Genomic DNA, 20,727 nt, shown 5'->3' on the forward strand with positions numbered 1-20,727 from the left:
ATTCCTCCTCAAACGATAAACCTCAATAAAAAAACAGGCATTGCCTGCATCGTGAAAATTATACCACACTCTACACATGGATGCAAAAACAGACAAATCAACGACGTTTGTAATCATTCATCGTTTGCACTTCAATTGGCGTTCCTTCCAGGCGGTCAATGGTGGTCAAATTCTTTTTGAGGCCTGGTACCAACAGCAGCAATTGATATACCACAAGCAGGATTAGAAGGACTGTAATCAGAATCGTAACCTTTCGTTCCATTCGCCTGGAGAAAACATAATAAAGTCGTTCATATCTGCGGGTTGCATGACGACGATTCAAGGCAATACCTCCGTTTTTTTCATTACGGTACCCGCAGTTCCCTCTCTTTATGCCAGAACATTCCTATTTCGTGCGATAGTCAAGTTGCCGCTCAAAACAAAACTTGATAATTTTCTGGCGCTCCGAATCTGAAATCTGCATAAATTTGAGCATGCATAGCTGTCTGCCGGTTTCCAGGGTTTTGATCCGCACAACTTCAGCTTCAAAATTCACATGTTCAATGGTTGAATTCCGGTAGGGAACCAGCAACCAGCATTTCAATTTTTGACCTTCAGCTATTGAGAAACCTGTTTCGCCGTAGATGGACAATCCACCACCGCCAATATCTTCAGTCAATCCGACAGCACGGGTCAGATCTTCACTCTGGATGGCCAATTCGAGGTTTGCATGAACACGAAGAAAGCTACGCCGTTGTATTTTGGATATATCGCTCGGAAGCGGTTTGCGGATACGGACAAGACGGACCACATCTTCCTCAAATCCCGTGATATAGGTATTAAAATAATGCCGGACCCCATCCTCCGTAATATATGAAATGGACAATTCATCTCCGAAAAAGAGCCTTTTCAGACGGCTGCTTCCTTGTTGCATTGGGACCTCAATCAGAAAACTGCTGTCATCCATATCTGCAATGCGTGATTTGTACTCTTTGTGTTCCTCTTTTTCATCTGCAGAAGCAATCTGGATGTATAAAATTTCATTTATTTTCGGAAACAAGCTGTTCACCGCCACTTTATGTATTTATCTTCGTATGTACAAGGACTATTATACCATGACCTTTCTCACATTGAACAAGAAAAAAACAGACCACATCGTGGTCTGCCGCAGTTATTCGCTCAACTTCAAATTCAAATTATCCATCTTTTTATGAGGTTGCATTGACCGGTTTGATCTCTTCAACCGCTTCTTCTATTCCTGTATTCGCATTAATGTATATCCGGTAACGAGAACCGTTAATTTTCCCTCCGAATTCATAACACAATACTTCTTTGCTGTAATCATTCTCAATCAGGGATTTGCGAACATAATTTTCTTCGAACTCCGAATTAAGCTTTTTCCGCGCCTGTTGCTCCGTAAGAGTTGCTTTCGGAATTTTGCGCATGTCATTATGTTCGTAAACAAAGTCACTCGCCTGGAAGCCGGTTACTTCGCCTGTATCCAAACCTACACGAACTGACATTTTCTCGGGATAAATCAAGGTGTCCCCTTGCTTACGCACATAAGTAAGGTTACCCAGATTACCATATTCATCGTAGTTTACAGCCTTCATATCCTTATAGCCTTTGTTCATTAGAAATTGATCTGCTTTAGCCATGGCATTCTGACGAGACACTTTTTTGGTTCCGATTGGACGCGTATCACTGTAAGAGATCAGCATTCCGCCATTACGGGTGAAATCCATCATCAGTTTGCCATTGTTGGCATGATCAATCGTGGCAGTGTAGGACTCCCAGTCTGTTCCTTTGCCGTTCTCCTGCACTTGGATTTTGCTACGATCCGCATCAGAGAATTTTGCAGCCTTGCTCTGAATCTGTTCTTTGGTCACCGGCAAGCCGTCCAGTTTCTTGACTGATCGTTTTGCATAGATGTTGGATACGGAAGGACCCCAATCAAGCTCCGGGTATTCCTGTACCTTTTTGTTTACAGTACGAAAACCATCAACGATCGTGTTGTCCATGGTTTGCTCTTGTGTTGCCATGGCAGTCTCTGCATCCATCCAGCGCAATCGGTCCGTCAGGACTTTCTGCTGCACATCCTGCAGATTCTTGGTAATCTCGGATGAATTCTGATACAGCTTTTTCAGGTTGCCCATTTCCTTCTCACTTAGCGGTTCGTTCGTCAAGTCACGCATCGACGCCCGATAGGCAAAGTTGGAAATACGCGAGAGAAACTCCTCTGTCTCGTTAAATGGTAGCATGGTGAGTGGCAGTTGGTTGATCTCATTCTGCGCTTCACTGGTGAGTCGCCATACATTCATCAGACCTTTGCGATGCATCCCCTGTGATGTAGAGTGAACCGCCAAGGTGTTGCCAATCTCCGAATGCAATTTGTCCATATGAAAAGATAAATCGTGAAATGCACGCTGATATTGATTCTCTGCCTTGATCAGAATTGCATTCTTCTCCTGATTCTCCTGATAGCCCCACACGAGCGCACCGACCAGCAGAACCGCAAATATCGGAAACATAACTGAACTTAATCGTTTATACATCGGTAGAGTCTCCTTTCTTCTAAACCACTACCTCTATTGTGGATCGAAGAAAGATCTCTTATGCATGCGATTTCCAGTCCTTACACAAGCAGGCTGCTAAAGTAGCGTTTGGGTCCTCCTTTTAATTCAGCTGAATCCCAGTTGCCATGCCCTCTTCTTCAATTTCGAACTGGTCTCTGTTATCACATAGGCACTGCTTGAATCCCGTCTCAATCCGGCCCCGATCTTTCTTGCCTCGTAATGTAAATCGTTCACCGCATTGTTTGCATCTGATTTTAATTTTAATTCTCATCACAACGATCTCCGTTTCTGTCGGTCATTCCCCGGAAGTTTATCTGTAAAAATAAAAACACACCGGAGTCATAGGCGCAATATGCGCTTTATGTCCACCAGTGTGTCCGTATTTTTATAATTTAACCTCTTCCTCCCGCTTCACAAAACGAAAAGGAGAACGGTTATTAGCTCGTGTGATTTTACCCATTGCCCCATACCACAGGCCCGCCATTAGCGGCGCTATAAACCACAACCAATGATTCACCATGGTGTTCATGATGACATCGTACAATGCATGCCAGAAAAATGGTAACACCAGAGAAAGAACCAGATACCACCGCTTTTTCTTACCACCGATAAACTTGGCTTTACCCATATAATAACCCATGATTACCGCAAACATAGCGTGCCCTGAAACAGGGAGCAGTGCCCGAAGGAACATGGCTGAGACGGATGCATTCCCCGCAAAGGCATACAACACATTCTCAACAGTGGCAAATCCAAGTGAAACAGCGACTGCATATAATATCCCGTCATACGGCTCATCAAATTCGGTGTGATTATAGATGATATGATAAAGTACGAACCATTTAACGAATTCCTCCACACCACCTGAGATCATAATGGCCTCAAGATAAGGATTATCCCCGAGCCACATCATCATGCCACGCTGAATAATCATCACAGGCAGTACCATCAGAATCCCCATGAGGAAAACCCGCAATACCATATGAAGTGGCTCATAATCATAACGGTCTTTCAGGTAAAAGTATGTTAACAAGGCGAGACCCGGAGCAACTGCTGCCGCTAAGACCGAAAACAAAAGCACCGAAATTCCCTCCTCTGACTAAAGACGCGATTACAACTAGAGATTAATCCTGGCGTTTGAAGTGGGTGCAGATAACATCAATCGCTTGTGCAGGAATAACAACCTTACCATACTCTTCCATGACTGCTGGAGTAACTGAGGAGCCTTCGCCAAATTCAGCAAGCAAGGCAATCAATGCCGCATGTTTGGTGGAATCTACCTCATCTGGCTCCAAATGCAAGAACCACTTGTCTTTATAGGAATAAAGTCTCCCAGCATCCGTAACATGCTGACGCAACATATGTGCAGCTTCAATGAGCACTTCAAAGTCCTTGAATGCATAAACAATGGAATCGCTTTGCTCGAGTGTAACTTCCATTTCATATACTTCTTCAGGAAGATCATCTTCATGACCTAAACCATATTGTTGCGGATCATATTTTCCACGTGTGACAATGACAACCATCCCTTGAGCGGGAAGTGCGAATACTTCGACAGCGAGTGGACCTGTGGCATCAAATCCAAGTTCGGAATAGGCCTGATCCATCATTTCAGTGAACAGTTCATGAACCTTAGGTATTTCCTGCCACATATCTTCTTTTTGTATTCCGCGCTCGCTCAGATCGTCAAAGGTCAGGAAAATCCGTATCTTATCGTGACTTAGTCGTTCTATTTTCATACAGGATCTCCCCTTTATAAGCAAGTCTTATAACAGATTATGAAGCACAAAACAATATGTGCTGAAAATAAATCTATGTAGTTATGTTATCATTTTATACCTCTAAATGCACGAAGTAAAATCGACAAAAAAAGAATCATTCCACAGCAAATCAAGACTGTGGATGATTCTAATTGGAGGTTTTGGTTTATAAACCCGGTACTGTTGTGTTTGTTTGGCTTAAAATTTGCTCAACTTCATGCTTCACATCGGGATTGGTGCGAATAAAATCTTTGAGCATGCTCATATTCGCTTCTTTTTCCTGCGGTGTGATTGCTCTTGCGGTCTTTGCTGCCGGATTTTTGTGGGATTCACCATGTTGATTTTGCTTGCTTGTGAACCCGTCCATACCCGGGAAAGTCATTTCCATCATCTTATGTTTTGCCTGATCCATCATATTTCTTGATGAACCCGATGACATCATGGGCAATTTGCCTTTGGACAGCCATGAACTGGCTGCAACACCAATGACAATGCCCCAAAAAAACGATGAAGCCTTCATTACACCAACCTCCTTCAAGTGTTAAAATCATATTTAGTGTTTGCGGTAGTGAGCGATCTCATTCCGTATAATTACAGGAAAGCGAGTTGAAATCATGTTTAGACATACCGCCGCATTGATCATTGCTGCAAGTTTGCTGTTGTCAGCTTGTGGGACAGCGGAAGAAAAAACATCTGATAATTCCACACCAGCGGGCGAATCAACTACCACGGTTCAAGAAGAGCAAGGTAACTCTAACCCAACTGAAACAGGAGAACCCGGAACTGGTGTGCCCGAGTCTTCAACGGAAGATTCAACTGCGACAGAAGAAGAACCTGAATCTTCGGAGAAGGTTTCTACAGAAGAGAAAGTGGAAAAGACGTATCATATGAATGAAAATTATTATATTAAACCAAACGATGAAGCGAGCCCAAGCAAAGTGGTCTTGTTAACTTTTGATGATGGACCCAAAGAAGAAAAAATGATTACTTCACTGATCGACACTTTAGATAAACATAACGCTAAAGCGATATGTTTCGTCAATGGATATCGGGTGAAAAGCCATCCGGAATTGCTCAAACTCATACATGATCGGGGTCAGATTGTAGGCAATCATGCCTGGGATCATGAGGATCTCAAAAAAATGTCCAACGCTGAGGCGGCAAAACAGGTTACAGATGTCCAAAAAATAGTGAAGGATACCATTGGTGAGGAACCGCAATTCTTCCGTCCACCTTTTGGTTCGGGAAATGATGCACTGAAGGCTGCTGTGAAGAAAAATGGCATGTTATATATGACTTGGTCTAATGGTTCTCTCGATTGGGATAAAAGCACCAAAGACAACCCGGAAAAAGTCATCCAAAATGTACTCGATCAGTTAAATCCCGGAAGCAATATTTTGATGCATGAGTTGCCATGGACGGTTGAAGCATTGGATGAGTTGCTGACCAAGCTCGAAAAGAAAGGTTATTCCTTTGTTGATCCGCGTGCAATTGAATTGGAAGCTCGTTAAATTGTAATTTTGCGCATTAAAATAAAACAGCCTTGATCCAATGGATCAAGGCTGTTTCTCTGTGAGTGCTTTTTCCGCGGGCACTCTTAACGTGATGATATGCATCTCCGCAGGACAACTTAGTCGGAGAGGAAGATGATTTGTACCGTATCCTCTGCTAACAAGCATTTTGCCTTCTTGGTAAATGTCCTCCGGACTTCGCTTCAGGGAGTACCACCCGTTCGATACGGGACGATACGCTTTGCTCAGGAACACAGGTCCGAAAAATGGTAAAACCAATTGTCCGCCATGTGTATGACCGCTTAAAATAAGATCTGCATTTTCTTCCAAGCGAAGGGCCTGCAAAGGATCATGAACGATAGCAATTTTGCAAAAACGGTTACTGATCTGCTGTAGTAATACATCGCCCTGTTTGGAACGATAGTCTATGCCGATCAGGCTCAATCTGTCGTTGCCCCTTTGCAGATATTCTACATTATCCTGCAGGAGCCTAACGTCCGATTCCCGAAGGATTCGCGCAAGTTGAGCGGTACCAGCCCTCTTGTCATGGTTGCCATACACCGTAAATGAAGGAGCAATGTTCGATAAAATTTTCATGTTATGTCTAACTAAAGACCATGAGATTCCTTTTTCCGCAACATCCCCACCGATGAGAACCCAGTCCACTTTGTTTTTAACGTTTGCCAGATTCTTCTGCTTCAGCTTGCGCTTGTGCGTGTCGGATACATACAAAATCTTAGCCCCGTCAAAGGATGTTGGCAGATGAGGCACTTCAACCTCTTCTTCAATCATTAGATGAATATGGGCTTCACGCCACATATGAAAAAGCAGTAAAACTCCCATCAAAATGATTAAACCTGCGAGTAAAAGCATTACCACGGCAAGGGAAGAAACGTATTGAGAGCGGGTGCCCCTTCAACCCCCCACCAAACCAAACTAATCGTTAACATGACAAAAATAAAAATGAGTGAATTGACAAACCTCTTGCTCAATTTTAACCGACGTGAAGGATGTAATTCTGTCCGTGTAGGAAGCGAACCCGCTTCGGGGATCGATTCTTCCGTTGTATTTGGCGTTTTCTTGGAGCGTGATGGTGCCCTTTGAGGAAGTACTGGACTTTCCAGTTTTTCTGTATAAGGCTTGCGCTGTGATCTAGGTAAAGAAACGGAAGTAATTGGTGTGATTCCGCCAACCTCAGCAGCTGCTGCCGTTTCAGCAACGATGCTTACTTGAGAAGCCACCTGACGCTCGGATTTCTCTTTTTTATCCGATTGACGATGGCGCTGACTGCCATATGTCTTCATTCTACTTAATGGCTGATTCATGATCCCCTCCGAAAACGTATCGCTAATCCGGACACCAAATCAATTATAAAGTGACATAATATAGGCGCCCATAATGTGCCGGACTGCAAGTAAATCCAACCTAATCCATAACTTGAGACAAACACCCAGCCTGTTGGAATCCAGTGGCGCAAATAACGAATATGGATAACTGCAAATAAAATACTTGTCCAGTAAGGACCGATGGCATGTTGGATGGCTCCACGGAATAATAATTCCTCACACACAGCAACAATGGCTGCTATACATACAATGTGCCAGATCGGACGCCCACGGAACAGCATCTCGTTAATTCCACCGTCATCCATGCTTTCCTGAGGTATAACATACGACAGTACCAAGTCCATAACAAGCATTATTCCTGCAAGACCCAGACCCCACCATATAAATTGGTAATTGTCAGGCCATGCGAGTACATCTAACAAGTTTCGTTTCTGCAATAAGATCCATACAACTCCGATAATCAGTGTCAGACCTTGTGTAAAGTATAGATTGATTAAAAGCAAACGCTCGGTAAGCTGCTGTGGCTCAGCCTTCTGAATCTTGAACTTGGGAAACTTGAATTTTTTCATCGGATGCGTCTGTCCTCTTGAGTTAAATTTGATGGATAACAATTACGTTGTCCAATCGGATAGTATACTAAATGATAGCCAAAAAACCAATTAGGTTCAAGACCTGCCCCAAGTCCTGGTTATATGTCCGTGCCATTACTTCATTAAAGCAGTAAAATTCAGTTCACCAAACAGCTTACTTTCCATCTTCTTGTGATAGGTATATTAACTATTGTATTACTTATGGTGACTCTGTTTATGTGTGAATCTAAAGACATCTGCAAAACATTTTAAAACATTTAAGCCTATTGACATGCTCATGTCAGCCATGATACATTATGAAAAAATTAGTCACGTTAAACACGATGATGGAAAAAAGACGTTGCTTCGTCTTACAGAGAGCCGATGGTAGGTGTGAATCGGTGGCAGGCAAATGGTCTTGAGCGCTCCTGAGTTATTGCATTGAAATTGGAGTAGGTGCAATCGGTTTAGACCCGTTATCCTCTTCGGTCTTCATTGACCGCTAAGACTGTCGTTGCGAAACGGCGGTGAATTAGGGTGGTACCACGACAACTCTCGTCCCTTATTGCGCAAGCAGTATGTGGATTGAGAGTTTTTTGATTTATTTTAAAGGATATCTGTGGGATCACTCTATTTGCTTCACCTTCCCCCTCTGTTGCGACACCGCGTTGTTGGGCGGAAGAATCAACCTGGTTTTAAGGAATACCTCTTCGCTGAGGTCAGACCTTGACGATATAGATACACATACCTAAGGAGGAAGAAACCATGTACAAAGTGTTAGTGTCGGACCCAATCAGTGATCTGGGGATCCAGCAACTGGTGGATGCAAATGATGTTGTTGTTGAGAAGAAAACCGGTCTTAGTGAAGATGAACTTGTTGCCATTATTGGTGATTATGATGCCCTCTTGGTTCGCAGCCAGACTCGTGTTACAGATCGTATTATGACGGCTGGTACCAACCTTAAGGTGATCGGACGTGCAGGTGTTGGTGTAGATAACATTGATCTGGAAGCTGCTACACAGCGCGGTATCATCGTTATTAATGCACCTGATGGCAATACCATCACAACCTGTGAGCACACGTTTGCCATGATGATGGCATTGGCACGACACATTCCTCAGGCATATGCCAAGACTATTCAGGGTACGTGGGATCGTAAAACCTTCCTGGGTGTGGAATTAAGAAATAAAACGCTCGGTGTACTGGGTATGGGACGGATCGGTAGTGAAGTTGCCAAGCGCGCCAAAGCATTTGGAATGGACATTCTTGCTTACGACCCGTTCCTCACGGAGGAGCGTGCCGAGAAGCTGCAAGTGAAGCTGGCTAGTGTAGATGATATCATTCGCAATGCGGACTTCATGACCGTTCACACGCCATTAACACCGGAAACACGGCATATGATTTCACGTCCACAATTCGAAGTGATGAAAAAAGGCATGCGTATCATCAACTGTGCTCGTGGTGGTGTAGTTGACGAGATGGCACTTGTCGAAGCCATTGATCAAGGTATTGTTGCTGGTGCAGCATTTGACGTATTCGAAAGCGAGCCGCCAGCCGCTGATCACCCGTTCCTGAATCACCCAAGCATTATCGTTACGCCTCACCTTGGTGCGTCCACAGTAGAAGCGCAAGAGAACGTGGCTATCGATGTGTCGGAACAGGTGCTTCACATTTTGCGTAACGAACCGTTCAAAAACGCAGTTAACATGCCGGCTGTTGCACCAACCGTGATGAACAAATTGCAACCGTATTTCAAACTGGGTGAAACGTTGGGTAGTTTTGCAGCACAGATTACACAAAATGCAGTGCAGGAGATTCGGATCGACTATGCTGGTGAACTTTCTGAAGTAGATACTTCTCCTCTCACTCGTTACATTGTGAAAGGGATTCTCGCCAGACATTTGGGTGGGGAAGCCAACATCGTTAACTCCATGCATCTGGCCAAAATCCGTGATCTGAATGTGGTTGTAAGCCAAACCTCAACAACTAAAGGATTTACTAACCTGATTACCGTAACATTGGTTACAACTCAGGATGCTGAGGAACGTCGTGTAGCAGGTACATTGCTTGCAGGTTATGGAGAACGTATTGTTCGTCTGGACAAATTCCCGGTAGATATCGCTCCGGAAAGTCATCAAATTTTGATCTCCCACAACGATAAACCAGGTATTATCGGACGTGTAGGAACCCTGCTTGGACAAAACGATGTCAACATCGCATCCATGCAGGTTGGACGTAAAATTATTGGTGGTGCAGCGATCATGATTCTGACCGTAGATAAAGCTGTTCCAAAAGATGTGCTTGTGCAGCTTGCTGCGCTGCCTGAAATCAATACTGCTGTTGAAATTGTTCTGGAATAATTAAATATACTTCTATATGTAAAAGGAAAGACGGGACCCTAGTGGTTCCCGTCTTTTTTCATGTACTCGCTGAAATATCGGTGAAGAAGCTTTCAAACAAAATATTAGTGGAATTGGATATGAACTCCGCTTCTTTTGCTCACTGGGAAATAGTCTTAATACGTAATCGAACTATTAACTTAATTGAATAATGTTTAGTGTAGACCCCGGAGGAGACAGAACGGCTGCGCCAACAAGCCCGAATAATTGTAACTGTATTGTAGAACCAGCGGTAACGGTAACCATAAAGTCAGACTGCAGCTGACTGAGAGAAAGTACTGGAGATACTACACTCGCTGGAATTGCTGCACCGTTAAGTAAAACCCGAGATTGGATAGCAAGTGCAGCTGTCAGATTTATTTTGTATGAGATATAGTAACGACCTGCATTGGTCAGTGTGAAGGTGTCATTAGCTCCATTGACGGTTATACCTGTGCCAATATTTTGGTTATTCGGTAATGGAACAAGTGTACCACCCAATATTACAACAATTGTACCATTAGTGTTCTCAGCAAAAGCCGAATTAGATGTTACAGATGTTCCGGTTGCACCTGTTGCTCCGGTAACTCCTGTACTTCCGGTACTTCCGGTACTTCCGGTACTTCCGGTTACGCCGACTCCCGTTGCTCCTGTTATACCTGTCGCCCCGGTTTCACCAGTGACACCAGTTACTCCAGTACTTCCCGTTACGCCGACTCCCGTGGCTCCGGTTATACCTGTCGCTCCGGTATCACCAGTCGCACCAGTTGCTCCGGTACTTCCCGTTACACCGACTCCCGTGGCTCCGGTTATACCTGTGGCTCCTGTTCCTCCAGTCGCACCAGTTACTCCAGTACTTCCTGTTATGCCGACTCCCGTGGCTCCAGTTACACCTGTCGCTCCTGTTTCCCCAGTCGCACCAGTTGCTCCGGTACTTCCCGTTACACCGACTCCGGTGGCTCCTGTGACACCTGTGACTCCGGTTTCACCAGTCGCACCAGTTGCTCCGGTACTTCCTGTTATGCCGACTCCCGTGGCTCCGGTTATACCTGTCGCTCCGGTTCCTCCAGTCGCACCAGTTGCCCCGGTACTTCCCGTTACGCCGACTCCCGTGGCTCCCGTTATACCTGTTGCTCCGGTTTCACCAGTCGCACCAGTAACTCCAGTACTTCCCGTTACACCTGCTCCCGTTGCTCCTGTTATACCTGTTACGCTTACTCCCGTTGCGCCAGTCAATCCCGTTACGCCTGTTGCTCCTGTTTCCCCTGTAGCACCAGTACTACCTGTTACACTTACTCCTGTGGCTCCTGTGATCCCCGTCGCCCCAGTCAACCCTGCAACACCGGTCGCTCCTGTTTCACCAGTTGTCCCGGTTAACCCTGTAACACCAGTCCCTCCTGTTTCACCAGTACTTCCGGTCACTCCAACTCCAGTTGCACCGGTCACACCTGTTACGCTTACTCCCGTTGCGCCAGTCAATCCCGTTACGCCTGTTGCTCCTGTTTCCCCTGTAGCACCAGTACTACCTGTTACACTTACTCCTGTGGCTCCTGTAATTCCCGTCGCCCCAGTCAACCCTACAAGACCAGTCGCTCCTGTTTCACCAGTTGCCCCAGTTCCTCCAGTTTCTCCTGTTACGCTTAATCCCGTGGCTCCTGTAATTCCCGTCGCCCCAGTCAACCCTGCAACACCAGTCGCTCCTGTTTCACCAGTTGCCCCAGTTCCTCCAGTTTCTCCTGTTACGCTTAATCCCGTGGCTCCTGTAATTCCCGTCGCCCCAGTCAACCCTGCAACACCGGTCGCTCCTGTTTCACCAGTTGCCCCAGTTCCTCCAGTTTCTCCTGTTACGCTTAATCCCGTGGCTCCTGTAATTCCCGTCGCCCCAGTCAACCCTGTGAGACCAGTCGCTCCTGTTTCACCAGTTGCCCCGGTTCCTCCAGTTATTCCTGTAGATCCCGTTACGCTTAGTCCCGTGGCTCCTGTGATCCCCGTCGCCCCAGTCAACCCTACAAGACCAGTCGCTCCTGTTTCACCAGTACTTCCCGTTACTCCAACTCCAGTTGCACCCGTCACACCTGTCGCTCCTGCTCCAGCGATCAACGTGTAGTCTGGCGAAGTCCCCGGCGTTCCCGTTGGCGATGCCACATTTGCAATATACGTACTGCCGTTGAACGTTACAACCTGACCCGCTGGATACGTCGGGGCTACGGCTGGATCGAATGGCACGATACCACTTAAACCTACGCCTGTTGCTCCCGTTACCCCTGATGCTCCTGTGACTCCGGTACTTCCCGTTCCGCCAATGCCGGTTGCTCCTGTAACTCCCGTTGCTCCCGCGCCCGCAAGCAATGTGTAATCTGGTGAAGTCCCCGGCGTTCCGGTTGGTGATGCCACATTCGCAATATACGTACTGCCGTTGAACGTTACAACCTGACCCGCTGGATACGTTGGGGCTACGGCTGGATCGAATGGCACGATACCACTTAAACCTACGCCTGTTGCTCCCGTTACCCCTGATGCCCCTGTCACTCCGGTACTTCCCGTTACTCCAACTCCAGTTGCACCTGTCACACCCGTTACTCCAACTCCAGTTGCACCTGTCACACCCGTTGCTCCTGCTCCAGCAAGCAACGTGTAATCTGGTGATGTGCCCGGCGTTCCGGTTGGCGAGGCCACATTCGCAATATACGTACTGCCATTTAACGTTACAACCTGACCCGCTGGATACGTCGGGGCTACGGCTGGATCGAATGGTACAATACCACTTAAACCTACACCTGTCGCTCCTGTTACGCCCGATGCTCCTGTCACTCCGGTACTTCCTGTTACTCCAACACCAGTTGCACCCGTCACACCTGTTGCTCCAGCGCCAGCAAGCAACGTGTAATCTGGCGATGTGCCCGGCGTTCCGGTTGGCGATGCCACATTTGCAATATACGTATTGCCGTTGAACGTTACAACCTGACCGGCTGGATACGTCGGGGCTACCGCTGGATCGAATGGCACGATACCACTTAAACCTACGCCTGTCGCTCCCGTTACTCCTGATGCCCCTGTGACTCCGGTACTTCCAGTTACTCCAACGCCAGTTGCACCGGTCACACCAGTCGCTCCTGTTACGCCCGATGCTCCTGTAGCTCCGGTACTTCCCGTTCCACCAATGCCGGTTGCTCCTGTCACTCCCGTTGCTCCTGCGCCCGCAAGCAATGTGTAATCCGGTGAAGTCCCCGGCGTTCCGGTTGGTGACGCGACATTAGTTATATACGTACTGCCGTTAAACGTTACAACCTGACCCACTGGATACGTTGGGGCTACGGCTGGATCGAATGGCACGATACCACTTAAACCTACGCCTGTCGCTCCAGTTACTCCTGATGCTCCTGTGACTCCTGTAGGTCCTGCACCTGCAAGCAATGTATAGTCTGGCGAAGTACCTGGCGTACCCTTTGGCGAAGCGACATTTGTAATATAAGTACTGCCACCAAACGTGACGATCTGTCCAGCTGGATATGTTGGTGCTAATGCGGGATCGAATGGCACGATGCCACTTAATCCTGCACCTGTGGCTCCAGTTGCACCAGTCGCCCCCGCAGCAGCGATTAATGTGTAATCCGATGAAGATCCTGGTGTTCCTAGAGGACCAGCTACACTCGTAATGTAAGTACTACCGTTATACGTAATGACTTGACCTGCTGGATAACCCGGGGCGAGCGCTGGATTAAATGCCACGGCTCCTGTCAAACCAGCTCCGGTTGCTCCCGTTACTCCAGTCGTTCCTCCCGACAGCAAAAGAGTGTAGTCTGGAGAACTTCCGGGTGTACCCAAAGGACCATTTACATTGGCAACATAAAGACTACCCTCGTAGCTTACTACTTGGCCCTGAGCATAAGTTGGTCCCAGTGCAGGATCAAATGCAGTAATATTGTTCAAACCCACACCTGGTGCTCCTGCCGGACCCTGTGCTCCCTGTGCTCCCTGTGGACCAACTGGGCCAACCGGTCCTACTGGTCCAAGTCCTCCCGGTGTGCCAGTAGCCCCTTTCACCCCAGGGACTCCTGGGACACCTGGTACCCCCGGGACTCCTGGCACTCCCTGTGGGCCGGCTGGTCCGGTAATCCCTCCAGTTCCAAGAGTTGTCGTCGCACGGCTTAGCGATATGGAGATCGATCGAATTAATCCCACAAGTTTATCTTTTTCTGCAGGAGGTACTTCCAGAAGCAGCGTCACACTTAACAAGTCATCCAGTAAGTTTTGCAAGTTACCTGCGAGATTAATAAGAGGAACAGGGACAACCTCTGAACCTGCAATCGTTAATTCCAATACGGCTTGTAATTCAGCCTTTACTCCGGCACGAAATCCGGATTGATTTACAAAAGTAAGTAACTGGCGTAATCCATTCTGTAATGACAGTATATTGGCTGAAGTCGGCTGACTAATTGCAGCAGGAATAGCCACAGCCAAAGAACGCAGTATGGATTCAAACTGCTCCAGTTCGCTTGTGGTTATTGGAATAAACGGAGAGCCTGCTCTAAAAGATCTGCCTTCCAGGAAAGCTTTAATATTGACCCTTTTTCGATCATCGGACATGCTTAACTCAATCCTCCTCTATCTTGCTTGCTTTTCAAGCTTATGTCACATAGGAAGGAAAATTATCTTGGACACTCTTTTTAGTCAAAAAAAGACCATTCTTGTTCCACGTTGAACAAGATTAAACGGTAGTCTTCAACAAAAAAACACCCTCCATAAGAGGGTGTTTCCGCACTTTTTGTATGAAATTCAGGCTATTTCGATGAATCCAAAGGAAATTGCAAAATAAACTCTGTTCCTTCGCCAAGCACACTATTGACGGTAATCATGCCTTGATGCGCATCAACAATATTTTTCACAATCGCTAAACCAAGCCCCGTACCTACACTTTCTCCCCGAACACGAGCCTTGTCTGCTTTGTAGAATCGTTCGAAAATAAATGGCAAGTCGGATGAAGGGATACCTACTCCCTGATCCTTCACAGAAACTCTGACAAATGGAGCACGAAGATAAGTGACCCGCTCGGCTGAGATCATTACATTTTTGCCAGTAGGTGTATGTCTAAACGCATTATCCAGCAAATTCGTAAATACTTGCTCAAGTCGATCCTCATCTGCCTGTTGAAGTTCAATGGTTGGTTGTTCGAACTTAAATTGCAGTTGAATTCCCTGTTCTTTTGAACGCACAGAGAACTTCCGATATACACGTTCAAGTAGTTCTCCGAGGTCAACTTCCTTCATCACCATGTCCGTGTGTCCAGCTTCCATCCGCGCAAGATCAAGCAAGTCTTTAACCAATCTGCCCATCCGTAGAGACTCATCATGAATGACTTGGATCAGTTCTTCGCTCTCTTCCGGTGAGGTTGCCATACCGTCCAAAAGGGCTTCACTGTAGCCTTGCATCATGGATAGCGGAGTTCGTATCTCATGAGATACGTTAGCCACGAAATCACGCCGCATTTTCTCCAGACGCACTTCTTCTGTTACATCTCTTAAAACAGCCACAGCCCCTCTGACAACACTGTCAGCGTACAACGGTGCCATCTGAACAGACCAGACACCTTGCTGTACGTGAACATTGGAGTTCTGGTCCCCGCCTTGCTCCATCACCATTCTGAACAAAGGAAGAAGGGGCTCAGGTACATCCCGCGAAGTCTTGTCAGACTGCTCGGATTCTTGTCCTTCGTCCATTTTCGCCCAATCGAGATCATACCATGTCTGCATGATCTTCTCTCCAGGCGGATTCGTCAGAATAACTTTGCCTTCACCATCGAATGTAACAACAGCATCAGTCATGCTGCGAAGCACACTCGCCAAATGTTCCTTCTCATGGTTAAGGTTTCGAATATTATCTTCCAGTTGGGCAGCCATATGATTAAATGTGTTGGCAAGTTCACCAATCTCATCACTCGTTACCAGGGAGAGACGTGTTCCGTAGTTCCCTTTGCGAATCGCATTGGCTGCCTGAATCAATTGCTGCATAGGCTGCGTTATTTTGGTGAATAGAAACAATGCAAAAAACGTGGTTAAACTGAATCCGATAATACAGATATAGGTGAACAACCGCTTAATATCTCTGGATTCGGATTCTGCAAAGTTCGTATCAATGTAGGGCAGCAAAAAGAGACCCAGCGCTATAAGTACACAACCCACAAGGCAGATAATAGTGATCCATAACTTCCCGACCAGTGATCTCCAGAAACTAAAACTACTTCGGTACTTCCAGTTTATAGCCCACACCCCACACCGTCGTAATCATGGCCGCCGATTCAGGCGATACCTTGTTAAGTTTCTCGCGAAGACGCTTCACGTGCGTATCCACGGTACGAAGATCGCCAAAGAATTCGTAATTCCATACATCTTTGAGCAATTCTTCTCTGGAGAAAACTTTGTCGGGAGATGTTGCCAGGTAGTGCAGCAATTCATATTCTTTTGGTGTAAGACTAATCTCTTCGCCACCAGCGGTTACCCGGTGGGCGTCATGCTCAATAACTAGATGCGGGAACACGATGTTGTTACTCGAATTGCTCTCCTTGGAGAGATAAGCTGTCGCGGAAGCTCGACGCAAAATCGCTTTGACGCGATAAATCACTTCACGCGGGCTGAATGGTTTTACAACATAATCATCAGCGCCAACTTCGAAGCCCTGAACCCGGTTAATCTCTTCACCTTTTGCAGTGAGCATCAAAACCGGCGTTGATTTCACCTGACGAAGACGAGTACACACTTCAACTCCATCCATACCCGGCAACATCACATCAAGCAAAATCAGCCCGTAGTCCCCTGCTGTTGCTTTACGCAGTGCAGTTTCCCCATCCTCAGCTTCATCGATTTCATAGCCTTCTTTTTCAAGATACATTTTCAAAAGCCTGCGGATTCTCTCTTCGTCATCCACGACCAGTATACGATTCTCATGTTCAGCCATGCCTCTCCAGCCCCTTTGCAATAACTCCTCATCACTTCTATTATGTTCGATCTGGCGAACAATATTTGAATACCCTTCAATAAAAAGGTACATTTGTGTTTCCCGCTTCTAAACTCAACCTTTGCAATACGAGTCTGTCCTAGTCAGCTCCAGCATAAGAATGTAATCCGGCAATGATCAGATTCACTCCAACCAGCGTAAACATAACCACCAGGAAGCCAAGAACTGCAAGCCATGCAGACTTCTGACCTTGCCAACCTCTGGATAAACGCAAATGCAGATACACACTATAATATAGCCATGTAATCAATGCCCACACCTCTTTGGGGTCCCAACCCCAAAAGCGACTCCAGGCAATCTGAGCCCAGATCATGGCAAAAATTAATGCTCCCAGCGTAAATATCGGAAAACCAATGGCAATCGCGCGATAACTTATCTCATCCAGATCATCAGCATCGATTCCATCCATCATTGGCTGTAACGCTTGTCCAAGTGGTCTGCGCACAAGAAGTCGTACAATTCCATACAGGATCAGACCTACAATAAGTGACCAAACCACCGTATTCAGCTTGCGCCCGGCATTTACCCCGTTCATCCAGGAAGGCGTCTCAAGTAAAGGTTTTTTCATGCCAAGAAACGGTGTCATGCTCTCCACTTCGCTATTATATGGTGCAAAAATCGGAGGCATGCGATAAATCACTTTCTCTATTGTACTATTTTCCTGTACCTCTGTGTCAATGCTGACCGTTTTCTGTACAAAAACCGCCTCGTAACCAGCTGTACGAAAGGCAAATACCGTTCCGATAAATCCGATGACTACAACGATCGTAACCAGGGTGAATTCAACCCATCCTCGTTGACGTCTTGAAGATTTGTCTTTACCACTGAAATCAACGGTACGGAGCAAATACATGAATCCTGCGGCAAAACCCACGGCGAAGAATGCTTCACCAAGCGCAGCCAACGTCACGTGAATTTTCAGCCAGATGGACTGAAGTGCAGGGATTAATGGTTGTACCTCCTGAGGAAATACAGCGGCGTACGCCATAATAATAATGGTAAGTGGTAAGGCAAACAAACCCAGTAATGACTTGCGGTATATGGCATATACAACAATAAATGCAACCATGATCATCATGGACAGAAAAGACATGAACTCATACATGTTACTAACCGGGATATGACCTGCCCCAGCCCATCGGGTTACAAAAAATACGAAATGCGCCGCCAAGGCGACAGTCGAAGCGATGAAAGCTCTTTTACCCCAGCGATTCATATGGTCCAGAGGATCACGATTACTCCATTTTTTTCCCATGACCGCGACAGCATATAACAAGAATGCAGCACAATAGAGAAAGAAAGATACGATAAATGCGTCGCTGCTGAAATCCAATAAATTCATGCCTGGTTCCCCCCGTTATCCAACGACTTCTCTTCCACTTCCAGATTCATCTGTTTCAAGACGCCCGCAACTTCACGTCTGAAGCCAAACCAGTTTTTGTTGGTATGTCCACCCAAGGTGAGCTGTCTATCATCAAAACGAATCCAGATGCGGCGATGATGCCAATAAAAACCCATGACCAGACCCAACATAACAATACCGGCTCCTACCCAGACAAAAGGCATTGCCTTATCCACTCTTATATTGAGATAACTTACGGACTGAATAATATCGACCTTGTCCATGCTGTCTACTTCCAGCTGTAAAGGAATGTCAGCTCCAATCAACTGTTGATTAATCGCATCTTGTTGAAACCGTTGTTTATCAATCTGCTTCGCAAAGTACAGATATTGTATCCCCTCTTCGGGCAGATCCGGTCCCTTGATGAGAAAGAGAAAAGCAGGTGCATTAGGTGAAGGCGATTTTGATTTGGGCTGACCATTCTCATCTAATCCAAAGTCCATAAACTTTTCTTTTACCGTGAGCTTATAAGGACCAGCTTCAAATGTTCTTTGGGTATCTACCATATCGATCTTAATTGGCCCATATACTTCACCCGTCTTTGTATTGACCAGATCAGGCGTTACGGAACGAATGGTGGGTGTTAGATCATAATCAAACTGATATGCTTTCAGACCGTTATAATTCAATGGATGATTCACGCGTACATCATGTCTGGCCACCTCAGCTAACTGAGGTTTCTTCGAGAGATCCGAACAATCTGCTGTACATTCATACAAAACAACTTTTGTTTCGAACAGTTTTGGAACGGTCTTATTCAGGTTACGGAATTGCTCGGGTACTTCGTCCTCACTGTAGAATTCAACATTAAACTGTTCATTTTGCAGATACATCGATGTATTCGGGATCTTTTTGATCTCCCCTTCAGGAAAAGCAACGTGCTCGTCCAGATTCAGACCAGGAAGTCCTCGTGCGAGTACCGCCAGCAAAAATATAATGAGTCCAATATGGATGACATATGGGCCCCATCGACTGAATCGTTGTTTCTCGGCAAGTAATGCATCCCCCTGGGTGTGCACACGGTATCCTTTCTTTTTCAACGGCGTAACCGCTTTCTTAATCCAGTCTTCTGGTGCCTCTTCGATGGTACCTTGGTACACCAGACGCTGTCTTGTCAAAAATTGCGTATGCTTACGTATTCTCTGTTTATTCAGTGCTTTGTAGAGCGGTAGGACGCGATCCAGACTGCATATCACCAATGATGCCCCAATCAGCACCAGCAGTAGAATAAACCACCAGGATTCGTATGTATGGGATAAACCCAACAGATAATAGATATGACCCAATTGACCGTATGTTTCTTTGTAATACACGGAAGGATCAATATTCAAGAACGTACTTTCTTGCGGATAGATTGTACCAAGCATAGAACCTACAAGCGTGAAAACAATCATATAGACGGCAATTTTAACGGAAGAAAAAAAGTTCCATATGCGGTCAATGATATTAGGATTACTACGCTGTGAACGGCGCGCCATGCCATCATAACGCATTTCCAGCACTTCATCCGATTTAGCTTCAGACTCCAGCAGCGGTTTTCCACATGCTTCACATAGTACAGTGCCTACCGGATTCTGGTGTCCGCACTCACATTTGGTATTTTGGAACACGAATAGACCTCCTGTCAGGGCTGCTTCGCCAGTTGCGAAATTTGAGCGTCAAGTGTGTCCAAATCAAGTTGCCCGATATGAATGGTAGAGATTTTGCCCGTGTCGGATACAAAGAATGTCGTTGGCATCGGAGAGATCCCAAAATCACGAACCGAGTTTTTGTCCCGGTCAAGCATGATTGGAAACGTAACCCCAACCTGCCGTACAAAATTATCCACGGTCATCTGGTCTTCTCCAACATTAATTCCGACAAATTGTACTCCCTGATCCTTCCATTTGTCAGCTTGTGCCTGAAGTGCAGGCATTTCTTTAACACAAGGTTCACACCATGTGCCCCAGAAATTGATCACCATCGCTTTTCCTTTGTACTCATCAGACGTATGAACTTGACCATCCAGGCCCAGCAGTTCAAAAGAAGGAGACTTGTCCCCTTCCTTTGGCTTGCCATTCGAGCCGGATACCGATGTGGTAATCGCATATCCGCCCAACACCAGGATCAATAACAAAATGACGATTTGCACCGTTCTTCTTGATTTCCCCATGTGCTGCTCCCCTTTTAAGTGACTGTAGCATTCGCATCTTAT

18 protein-coding genes and 1 other annotated feature are annotated in these 20,727 nt (G+C 46.2%); of the genes, 2 read left to right on the plus strand and 16 right to left on the minus strand.

Annotation, left to right across the window (positions count from 1 at the left end; translation table 11 throughout):
- Window positions 1–97 precede the first annotated feature (97 nt).
- The 7 genes from V6668_RS19140 to V6668_RS19170 all read right to left on the minus strand — a co-directional run bounded on the left by V6668_RS19140 (window position 98) and on the right by V6668_RS19170 (window position 4,835).
- Window positions 98–322 (minus strand): hypothetical protein, encoded by a 225-nt coding sequence (locus tag V6668_RS19140; protein WP_338706452.1) that lies wholly within the window; start codon window positions 320–322, stop codon window positions 98–100.
- 63 nt (window positions 323–385) lie between these two features.
- Window positions 386–1,039 (minus strand): flagellar brake protein, encoded by a 654-nt coding sequence (locus tag V6668_RS19145; protein WP_076249995.1) that lies wholly within the window; start codon window positions 1,037–1,039, stop codon window positions 386–388.
- A 148-nt stretch (window positions 1,040–1,187) separates the two neighbouring features.
- Window positions 1,188–2,534 (minus strand): germination protein YpeB, encoded by a 1,347-nt coding sequence (ypeB, locus tag V6668_RS19150; protein ID WP_036607717.1) that lies wholly within the window; start codon window positions 2,532–2,534, stop codon window positions 1,188–1,190.
- A 121-nt stretch (window positions 2,535–2,655) separates the two neighbouring features.
- A complete protein-coding gene (locus V6668_RS19155) occupies window positions 2,656–2,826 on the minus strand; it encodes a hypothetical protein (RefSeq protein ID WP_164783335.1) in 171 nt (56 codons plus the stop codon).
- A 114-nt stretch (window positions 2,827–2,940) separates the two neighbouring features.
- Window positions 2,941–3,636 carry a glutamic-type intramembrane protease PrsW gene (gene prsW / locus V6668_RS19160; protein ID WP_017687676.1) on the minus strand — a complete coding sequence of 232 codons (696 nt, stop codon included), beginning with the start codon at window positions 3,634–3,636 and terminating at the stop codon, window positions 2,941–2,943.
- A gap of 43 nt (window positions 3,637–3,679) precedes the next feature.
- A complete protein-coding gene (locus V6668_RS19165; protein ID WP_017687675.1) occupies window positions 3,680–4,294 on the minus strand; it encodes a genetic competence negative regulator in 615 nt (204 codons plus the stop codon).
- Between the two features lie 187 nt (window positions 4,295–4,481).
- On the minus strand, window positions 4,482–4,835 hold the full coding sequence (locus tag V6668_RS19170; RefSeq protein ID WP_036607724.1) for a hypothetical protein: 354 nt from the start codon (window positions 4,833–4,835) through the stop codon (window positions 4,482–4,484).
- Window positions 4,836–4,929: 94 nt separating this feature from the next.
- Here V6668_RS19170 and V6668_RS19175 point away from each other — a divergent pair, with 94 nt between their 5' ends.
- Complete coding sequence (locus V6668_RS19175; protein ID WP_338706453.1) at window positions 4,930–5,826, plus strand: polysaccharide deacetylase family protein; 897 nt, start codon at window positions 4,930–4,932, stop codon at window positions 5,824–5,826.
- 45 nt (window positions 5,827–5,871) lie between these two features.
- On the opposite strand, the gene V6668_RS19180 is transcribed toward V6668_RS19175, so the two are convergent.
- The 3 genes from V6668_RS19180 to V6668_RS19190 are packed head-to-tail and all read right to left on the minus strand — an operon-like array spanning window position 5,872 to window position 7,741.
- Window positions 5,872–6,669 carry a metallophosphoesterase gene (locus V6668_RS19180; RefSeq protein WP_338706454.1) on the minus strand — a complete coding sequence of 266 codons (798 nt, stop codon included), beginning with the start codon at window positions 6,667–6,669 and terminating at the stop codon, window positions 5,872–5,874.
- A gap of 29 nt (window positions 6,670–6,698) precedes the next feature.
- Window positions 6,699–7,151: a hypothetical protein gene (locus tag V6668_RS19185; protein ID WP_315372560.1), complete on the minus strand. Its 453-nt coding sequence runs from the start codon at window positions 7,149–7,151 to the stop codon at window positions 6,699–6,701.
- A complete protein-coding gene (locus V6668_RS19190; protein ID WP_036607728.1) occupies window positions 7,148–7,741 on the minus strand; it encodes a CPBP family intramembrane glutamic endopeptidase in 594 nt (197 codons plus the stop codon). The genes V6668_RS19185 and V6668_RS19190 overlap by 4 nt, the downstream gene beginning before the upstream one ends.
- Before the next feature lie 335 nt (window positions 7,742–8,076).
- Window positions 8,077–8,307 (plus strand) — a binding site (T-box leader).
- 199 nt (window positions 8,308–8,506) lie between these two features.
- On the opposite strand from V6668_RS19190, the gene serA reads away from it, so the two are divergent.
- Window positions 8,507–10,102, plus strand: coding sequence for a phosphoglycerate dehydrogenase (gene serA / locus V6668_RS19195; RefSeq protein WP_047843574.1), 1,596 nt, complete (start codon window positions 8,507–8,509; stop codon window positions 10,100–10,102).
- 174 nt (window positions 10,103–10,276) lie between these two features.
- On the opposite strand, the gene V6668_RS19200 is transcribed toward serA, so the two are convergent.
- From V6668_RS19200 to V6668_RS19225, 6 genes are all read right to left on the minus strand, one after another.
- Window positions 10,277–14,707, minus strand: coding sequence for a BclA C-terminal domain-containing protein (locus V6668_RS19200; protein ID WP_338706455.1), 4,431 nt, complete (start codon window positions 14,705–14,707; stop codon window positions 10,277–10,279).
- Window positions 14,708–14,901: 194 nt separating this feature from the next.
- Entirely contained in the window at window positions 14,902–16,299 is a 1,398-nt protein-coding gene (locus tag V6668_RS19205) for a HAMP domain-containing histidine kinase (protein WP_017687665.1), read from the minus strand.
- 55 nt (window positions 16,300–16,354) lie between these two features.
- The gene (locus V6668_RS19210) at window positions 16,355–17,071 is read right to left on the minus strand and encodes a response regulator transcription factor (protein ID WP_036607918.1); all 717 of its coding nucleotides are present in this window, start codon (window positions 17,069–17,071) and stop codon (window positions 16,355–16,357) included.
- Window positions 17,072–17,210: 139 nt separating this feature from the next.
- Window positions 17,211–18,473 (minus strand): cytochrome c biogenesis protein CcsA, encoded by a 1,263-nt coding sequence (gene ccsA, locus V6668_RS19215; protein ID WP_100527214.1) that lies wholly within the window; start codon window positions 18,471–18,473, stop codon window positions 17,211–17,213.
- Window positions 18,470–20,143, minus strand: a complete 1,674-nt coding sequence (gene resB, locus V6668_RS19220; protein ID WP_338706456.1) for a cytochrome c biogenesis protein ResB — start codon at window positions 20,141–20,143, stop codon at window positions 18,470–18,472. Before resB ends, ccsA begins: the two co-directional genes overlap by 4 nt.
- Before the next feature lie 14 nt (window positions 20,144–20,157).
- Complete coding sequence (locus tag V6668_RS19225; RefSeq protein WP_036607739.1) at window positions 20,158–20,685, minus strand: redoxin family protein; 528 nt, start codon at window positions 20,683–20,685, stop codon at window positions 20,158–20,160.
- Window positions 20,686–20,727: the final 42 nt, after the last annotated feature.

Source organism: Paenibacillus amylolyticus, from assembly GCF_036894225.1.
GTDB lineage: Bacteria > Bacillota > Bacilli > Paenibacillales > Paenibacillaceae > Paenibacillus > Paenibacillus amylolyticus.